At 45.6% G+C, this 8,203-nt stretch carries 4 protein-coding genes; all 4 read right to left on the reverse strand.

Features of this window, described 5'->3' with window-relative positions:
• Positions 1-3: 3 nt before the first annotated feature.
• Positions 4-3,105, reverse strand: a complete 3,102-nt coding sequence (locus tag QXE01_03710) for a DUF3883 domain-containing protein (GenBank protein MEM4970340.1) — start codon at positions 3,103-3,105, stop codon at positions 4-6.
• Positions 3,071-3,511 carry a hypothetical protein gene (locus tag QXE01_03715; GenBank protein ID MEM4970341.1) on the reverse strand — a complete coding sequence of 147 codons (441 nt, stop codon included), beginning with the start codon at positions 3,509-3,511 and terminating at the stop codon, positions 3,071-3,073. The genes QXE01_03710 and QXE01_03715 overlap by 35 nt, the downstream gene beginning before the upstream one ends.
• A 3-nt stretch (positions 3,512-3,514) precedes the next feature.
• The gene (locus tag QXE01_03720) at positions 3,515-6,940 is read right to left on the reverse strand and encodes a DUF499 domain-containing protein (protein ID MEM4970342.1); all 3,426 of its coding nucleotides are present in this window, start codon (positions 6,938-6,940) and stop codon (positions 3,515-3,517) included.
• An 18-nt stretch (positions 6,941-6,958) separates the two neighbouring features.
• Positions 6,959-8,203 (reverse strand): hypothetical protein (locus QXE01_03725; protein ID MEM4970343.1); only part of this gene is annotated, 1,245 nt, incomplete at its 5' end.

Genomic DNA, 8,203 nt, shown 5'->3' on the forward strand with positions numbered 1-8,203 from the left:
ACTCTAACCCAGCATTCTAAACCTCTTAACACCGATCTCCTGCCACCTAACATTCCTCACAGGATCTCTAATCGCTATAATCTGAGGATCTCCAGCGATGTTATAGACTATATATAGCCAATATTTATCCCCTAGCTTCTTAGCATATTCAAACTCCGTCTCTGTAAGCTCAACCCTTATATAATTACCACTCCTCCCCTTAACCTCGATATATCTAACCTCACCAGTTCTACGATCAACGCTCTTTATATCGTAATGCTCATACATACTCACATCCTCAGGATCTCTCCCACATTTCCTCTCATACTCCATAGCGATCTCCATAGCCCTTTTCTCAACCTCTTCAATAGCTATTGGGGGTGGCGATCCAGCAGATCCATCGCTTCCAGAGGCAACGGTATATATCCTCCCAATATATGTGGGCCTTATCAATAGCTCTCCAGATATATTCCTCGGCTCCCATCTATCGTGTTCAGAGCTGAATCTTTCTTCAACCTTCCTTAAATATTCTTGGAATGGTACGAGTATACGTTTAAGCCTATCAGCAACATTGCTCCGAACCCTATCCTGTGCTAGTTGAATACCAGGCTCTGTAGCTTCATGCACGACCCCCACGATATTTTCAACGGCTTTAGCAACAATTTCTAGTAGCTCAACACCTTTAACAATCTTTATAGAGCCCGCTTTATCCCTAGCAACTCCAACCACTTCGCTATAGAATGGTCTCTCTTTAATGCTTGCCTCAACTCTATATAAGAGGATTTCGGTGTAGCCGGAGTCTATTTTGGCTATTACAATAGGGTTCTCATAGATCTTCTCTTCGTCACCTCTTCTCTCTATAACCTCCTTCATAATAACCTCGTAGATAGCGGATATATCGTTATGTCTGAATATGTATGGCATATCTGATCCGTATGGGTCTCTAATGTAGTGTTTATCTTCTTTGATCTCAATGCTATAACCTTTAAGCCTTGCTATGGATATTAAAAGCTTTTGTAAAACCTTCATAGCCTCCTCCCCATATACCCCGCCTAGTATGTTATCTAGCACTTCTCTAACTTTGGTGGATCTTTCGCTACTCCCTGATGCAACTCTTTCAGCGAATTTCTTTAGATTTTTCAACATCGTTAGTATTCTCTTAATATATTTTTCGAGAGCTTCCCCACCGCGGATAAGCTCTAACCATGCCCTGTACTCGCTGAACTGTACCCTCTCTCCTTTCTCATCCTGTAGAGGCACAAATACAGATAGATCTATATTGGAGCTTCTCTGCTTATTAAGCATATCTATCTCCAGCTCAACCTCCTCCCCTATAGGCACGTTTTTCTCTACACCTGATATATACCATGAGAGGAGCTTGGCATAGAGAACCTCCAAAGCCTTGAGATCACTCTCAACTGTTAGCAAAACAGTATAGCTAGTCACATCCCTATTCTGCCCAAGCCTCCACACCCTGCCTATTCTCTGAACAATTTTTATAGGGCTCCAAGTCGGCTCATAATGTATAACAATATTTGCATACTGTAGATTCAATCCCTCTGAGGCAACATCGGTTGCTACTATAACATCTACATATCCTTTGGAGAGCCACGTCTTCACATCCTCTATGTCGTATTTCTCCCTATGCTTGCTCTCAACAGTCTCTGGTGGGATAATATTGCTTGATGTTACCAGTGCTACTCTTCTGGAAAGCTTTTCTGGTAATCTATTCTTCAGCGCTTCGAATATATATTCAGCGGTATCTCTAAACTCTGTAAATATCACAACCCTATCTCCATTCGTGAGATGCTCCTCAACAAGCTTTATAACAGCATTTAGCCTAGAATCGCCTTTATCCCTGATGATCCTCTTGGCTAATGTATGAAGTTCTTTAAAAACCTCTATATAATCTGGGCTGTCAAGCAGAGCCGAGCATTTCTCGGCAAAGCTATCTAGAATATCATCGATATCAGCTTTATCAGCTTTACCATAATCCTCAAGGGCCTCTCCAAACTCCTCAAACCCGCTATGTCCGAGAAGGGTGTTGACTATATCTTTTGCCTCCTTATCAAGCTTTCCTGGATCAGCTTCCTCAGATCGTATAATACCTGATCTCCTCCCTATGATCTTGTTCAACGTTATAAGGGCTGCTTTTGGACTTGATGATGCCCTCTTAGCTAGCAACACAAGCAGGAGTCCTAAGGCATTAGGTTCTTCCCCCACCTTTGTATAGTATTTTATGAGGATGCTTCTTAGAAACTTTATCAGCTTCCTATGGAACTCCAGCTCGGCCTCAGTAGCCTTAACAGTTTTGGCCTTGAATCTACAGCTTGTAAAAACACGTCTTCTCTCGTAAACCTCGTTCACATCCAGCTTGGTTCTTCTAAACACCAATACACCGTTTATCAATCTATAGAAATTCTCTGTATCAAGTTCTTTCTCGCCCGCCTTTAAATAGGGGTCTACAAGCTTTATCCTCCCTATATAGTCGTCTACCTTACCCCTGTGAGGTGTAGCTGATAACAAGATTATACTGGGTGTTTTGCCCGCTAACTCTGAGACAAGCTCGAATCTCTGGGTTTCCTTACCTCCCACCTTCCCAACTCTATGTGCTTCATCAACCACTATAGCATCCCATCCGATCTTCAGCAAATGCTCTCTATAACCAGATCTCTTAGTAAGATCTATAGATGCTATGTAAACCCCTTCCGGGAATCCCTGACTTCTCAGCCCATCTATAGTGTCTCTCTCAATACGACGTATCTCTGTATATGCGAAGCCGAATCTCTTCAGCTCCCCAACCCATTGTTCAACCAATACCCTTGGAACGAGTATTAAGACCCTCCTAGCATGGCCTATCTCGCGGAGATACTTTATAATCATTATAGCTTCTATGGTCTTCCCAAGACCTATCTCATCACCTATCAAAACCCTTATAGGATATCTAGGGAAGAGGTTTAGGATAAGCTCTAATTGATGAGCATAGGGGTACACCGGGTCTCCAGATCTAAATTGCCTCAGAATAAATATATATGGATGGTATTTGAAACCCTCAATAACAGCTCTAACCAGATGGAGGGCTGGTGAGGCATTAAAGCCTGTAGATCGTTCTGAGGGCTTTTGCAACCCTATATACACCCCAGTAACCTATATTTTCATATGCCTCCACAAATTTTGAATACCAGAAGACAGCCTCGATCTCGCTCGCATTTACAGCAATATCCATGAGCTCCCTCGGCACTGCCTCTAAAAACTGTTTAACACCAGTGTATATGACCAGCCTCCTTACATAGTAATCCGGATCCTCGCCCTCTACGATGATAACGTTGTTGTAAATCTTATAGGGTGCTGAGAGGGCATTTAGAAAGGCAACCACATAATCCCTACCCACCCTTGCCTCGAAAAGAGGTTTTCCACGCTCCACGGGTCTATAAGGGTATATCCTAACAACGTCTACCAATCGTTTTATCTTCTTCCCAACCTTCTTGCTGCTGAAAACTAGGTATCTCTCGATGCTATATTCTTTGCCCATAACCTAGTCACCCACGCATATCTCTGTTATATAGGGCTGTAGATCATCTATATCCTTCTCAGGAAGTCCAGGCATTGATATAGGCTCCTTAGCCCTTAGCCTCATTACAAGGCTTATCGATGTTTCCCCCAGGGATAGAGTTGAGATAATAGATTGTATAATCCTAACAGCCTCATCTATATTTGTGTTCTCAATCTCTAGACCCACCCTAGAGGATATATCGCCCCTTCTAAGGGTTAGCTCAAGCCTGCCACTAGATACTATGAGCTGTCCAAACCTTGTGCTCAGGATTTTAAGGGGTTTTAGATTCAGCTGATTAATTTCTAGACCTATCCTCTCAATCCTCGTGCCAGGCGATGGGAGTCCCTTGAAGCACTTCGCCTCCTCCTTCCTAACCTTGATAAAGATTCTTGCCGATGCCAGCTCAGACCCGCTTATATCTATTGCCTTTAAAACCGCGCTGATTATCCCACCTTCTTCGGGAGCTTTTAACCTCCACCTGATCTCGGCTCTAGGGGTAGAGTTATTTATGGCTATCCTCTCAGGCTCCACATGGCCTCTATCAATCTGGAGGATAACCTCACCCTCAAACGGACCTGATCTTTCGAGTAGAAAAGTCCTCTCAATATCTTCACCAGGGTCTGCATCGATCTCCACGGAATCTGGTTTTAGGGTTACAGAGACTCTCCTCTCTAGTGAGACAAGAGGCATATTCTTCAGAGTTCCGAGATCGTATTTATCTATGTTGGACAATACCTCCTCCACATCGTAGAGCTTCTCACCGATCTTCAAGAAATGCTGGATCACAACCATAGCCCCACCATGCATCGCCTGGGACTTTCTAAGGCGTCTCATCTGATCGATAAGCGCTATTCTCCATGGCAGGACGAGGCAGTCATTAGATATATTAGATATATCCTCCCCCTCAGCAACCTCTATGGCTAGGCAATCCCTCTCAGAGCTACATCTTTGGATAACCTTATAGTAGATCTTGTCGTTACAGGCAATCCCAATATCGAGCGTCTTAACACCCTCAGCTATAGCCCTCCTAATAATATCCCCAGGTGCTGCAGGTAGTCTTGGGTTTGAGTAGAAGTACTCAACAACCTCTCTAACAGTTCTAGGTGCATCCATATTAGCCAGATCTATACCTATGCTTCTAAGTAGAAATGAGAGGGTGTAGAAATCCATCTCCGAGTATACTTTGCGGGGCTGCATAGCCTGGAGAGCATGTTCGGCGCTCTTCATTATAGTCTCTCTACTCTCTATAACAGCCTCCCCAACAGTGTTTCTACCATCCCTGTAAGTGGGGTATGTAACTATGTTAAACATTGTTAAGATGTTTTCAAGGGCTCTCTCATATACGTTGTTGCAGTAGTCCCTCAACTTACCCTTTAAAATCTCTACCACGATCTTTCTCTCTTCTTCTCTGAAGTCCCTGGCTATGAGATCTATAACCCCTCTGTTCTCAACCTCTTTACAGGCGATATGTTTTCTAACATATTCCAGGGCGATTCGAAATCTCTCCGTAGAGGGGTAGGCTATATATATCGTGTTAGCATATCTCCTACTCCCCCCGCTCTTGGTGTTATAGGTTATCTCCTCTAGGAGAGCGACACGCTTACCAATATCCTCTGGGATGTTTATACATGCGTAGAGGATATATCTTGGGTTATCATAGTCGAGTCTCTCGCAGCTATAGGAAACAGTCGATAGCTCCTCATCGAATATCCTCGAACGCTCCGCCTTCCTACCCCTTCTACTCTTAAGAGACGTGATCTCCTGTGTGAGAAGCCTGTTAGCGAGCTCAACAACCTCTTTAACAGCATCAGCATCAGCTATACTTCTTGCTGTGTCCTCAACATATTTTATAGGTGTCACAACATGTGTGAACCACAGCCTCTTAGAGGCCTCATCCTCGAGGACATGAACCAGGTTTTGCTTGATCCAGCTTATAGCATCTATTATATCCTTTGGCAGGATCCCTTGGGATCCAAAGATATATGGCTCATAAACCATCACCGCGAGCTCGTACTGTGTTGGGAACACCTCTACCTTAGGTGTTAAGACCCCTCCATAGACGAATGTCCTAGCAAGTAGAGCCTTAGCAATTATTTCTGCTAGGAGTGGTTTCTCATATCTTCTAGCCCTATCCCTTATATCGTTCTCTATAACGGTTCTAAACCCCTCAAACCCTTTTAGTAGATATGCGCTAAGCGAGGGATCTGCTAGGTCTATGTGCCAGGGCATTATAAGCTCATAGCCTTCTCCGCCCCTCGCAATGGATCTCAGGATCGCCCTGCTTATCCTCAGAAGATCCCTTGTTTTTTGGAGCATCTCATGCTTATCCAGGATATCTATCAGCGTATCTATGTAGAGGGGGTGGAATGGATATGTCTCCACTATATGTGTAGAAACCCTCTTCGCAAGATCTTGGTCAAAAACCTCGTTATTCCTATATACATTGAGGAGCGATGATCTAATCTCCGAGGCCTTAGCAGTATCGATGTAGCTAAAAAGCCTTGCTCTTAGAAGGGCGGGTATATTCCTTGGAGATACAGGCTCTATATATATCGGGGAAACCCTGCCCAGAGCCTTTGCAATGCTCGCTAGAATATCCTCTATGGATCTATATACCCTCTCGATGTTCTTGATATCACCCTCTCCACCCACGACAACCGGCAGGGAGACCACTAGCACAACACTTTTAGATACATCAACAGCCTTTGCCAGCCTCTCCATAAACGTTGCTACCGCAGAGGCATATGTCTTTAGACCTGGATCGGCTGATTCATATAGAGACTTAATATACGCCCCGATCTCGTCTATCAATATAACTACACGTCTATCCGAGAAGAGCTTAACAAGAGTATCGATCTCAGGCGGTACCCCCTTATCATCATACTCCCTCAGAGAGCTGTAGCTGCCTAGAGCATGGGCTATATATCCCCATAGGGTCTTCACCGTATAGCCCCCTATCCTTAGAGGGGCTATTGGGTGGGGAGCTAGTGAAGCCGTGTTTCCATCGATAACAACAACATCGGTGGATCCCGATATGCTGCTCAGCCTCTCTGCTATTGTTCTGACCAGCCCCTGGATCTCTTGATTCTCAGCTATAGCTGTGTAGAGGTGGTTAGGGGCCTTCAGAGCATGGTAGATGGTTATGAGCGTGTGGGTCTTGCCCCCTCCGAATAACGCGCTTAGGAGAACCACCTTTCTCCCAGGCTCTCCATTGAGCACCCTGGCTATGTTGCTGAGTATATCTGTTATCTGCTCTGTTATCAGTGTTATCGAGAAGAATCTCCCGGGATCGGTATATATCTCAGGCTCTAGGCCCAGGATAACGTTTCCTAGGCTGGGGGCTAGCCTCTCGTCGAGGCTTTCATCGAATACATCTTCCCGGATCTTATTATTTCCTAGGAGAACCATTTCGACACCCCATATGGGTTATCTCTTTGAGAACTGATCTAGCCCTCTTTGAGTCTCTATACCTAGGGAGCGTATAAGTATGTCTATAGCTCGCTTCTCAGGATCCTCGGATGGCAATACATCATAGAGGATCCTTGCAAGGGCCATGGCCTCTTCAACAACGCTGGGGTGGGATGAGCGGAGCTCGCTATATCTCCTCATAAGCATATCCCTAGGCAGTGTAATTGCTAGGTATTCGAGGATGTGGAGAGCATCTATAGCACTTCTAACACCCGGTGAGGAGATCTTTATGCCCCTCTCAACCAGGGTCTCCTCCAGCGAGGCCTTCAAATCACTTATAAACCCCGGCTCTAGGAGTGTGAATCTATCCCCATCCCTTTTAATAATATTCAGGTTTTGCAGGTATTCAGGCTCGTTCCTTGTGCCTATGGAGAATATTATGGCCGAGCTCCTATCAATAGATCTTCTAATAGCTCTCGGCCTTCTCTCGACAAGGACCTTTATAAGTAGGTAGAAGAGAGATGCAGAGCCTAGCCTCACGCCAACGGAATAGGCGCCGAGAGATCTTGCGATAGCCTCGGCAGTAGCTGGGTAGATATATTGTTTGATAAGCCTTTCAAGACCACCCCTCCTCAGATCCCCAACCCCCACGATACTCCTATACTGGGTGAACTGCGAGAGAACACAGCCGAGCACAGCCACAAAGAGATCAACACCCATATAACCAGCCCTCCTAACCCTATCAGCATAGCCGCTACACGCCTCAACAGCCCTAGCATAGATCTCATCAGCCAGGGCCTCCCCAGAAGAACCCCTCCTCCAAACCGCGATGATAGATGTGTCGAGGCTAGCCTTACCCCTCGCCGTAACCCTCTGAGCAGACTCGGTAATAACACTATAGCTCGCCGTAACCCTCAGACCAGCCACAACCCACCCAGCCTCTAGAAGAGCCTCCCAGGCCTCTGGGCTGGTGTGGGCATAGTATGTGACCAGGACACCGTTATCAGCAAGCCTATCGGCCATTGTCTTGAAAGCACTATTCAGGAGACCCTTGAAATGGGTGAAGCCATCCCCAACACCGAGGTATCTCGTCCTGCCATCGCTCTCACTAACCTCTCTAGGTGCGAAGACCCTCCACTGTGTCTCGACCTCAACACCATCCCTGAAGAAAGCCTCCGGATAGAACCTAGGGACAAGGGTGGGGACACCGGCGACCACATCAACACCGCTTAAAGCCCTCTTCAACCAGACATAGTAGAAATC

Source organism: Sulfolobales archaeon (assembly GCA_038897115.1).
Taxonomy (GTDB): Archaea; Thermoproteota; Thermoprotei_A; order Sulfolobales; family AG1; genus AG1.

What these genes read in the sequence shown, in the direction of transcription:
- QXE01_03715 (MEM4970341.1), bottom strand. Translation starts at nt 3,511, where the DNA reads ATGGGCAAAGAATATAGCATCGAGAGATACCTAGTTTTCAGCAGCAAG.
- QXE01_03720 (MEM4970342.1), bottom strand. Translation starts at nt 6,940, where the DNA reads ATGGTTCTCCTAGGAAATAATAAGATCCGGGAAGATGTATTCGATGAA.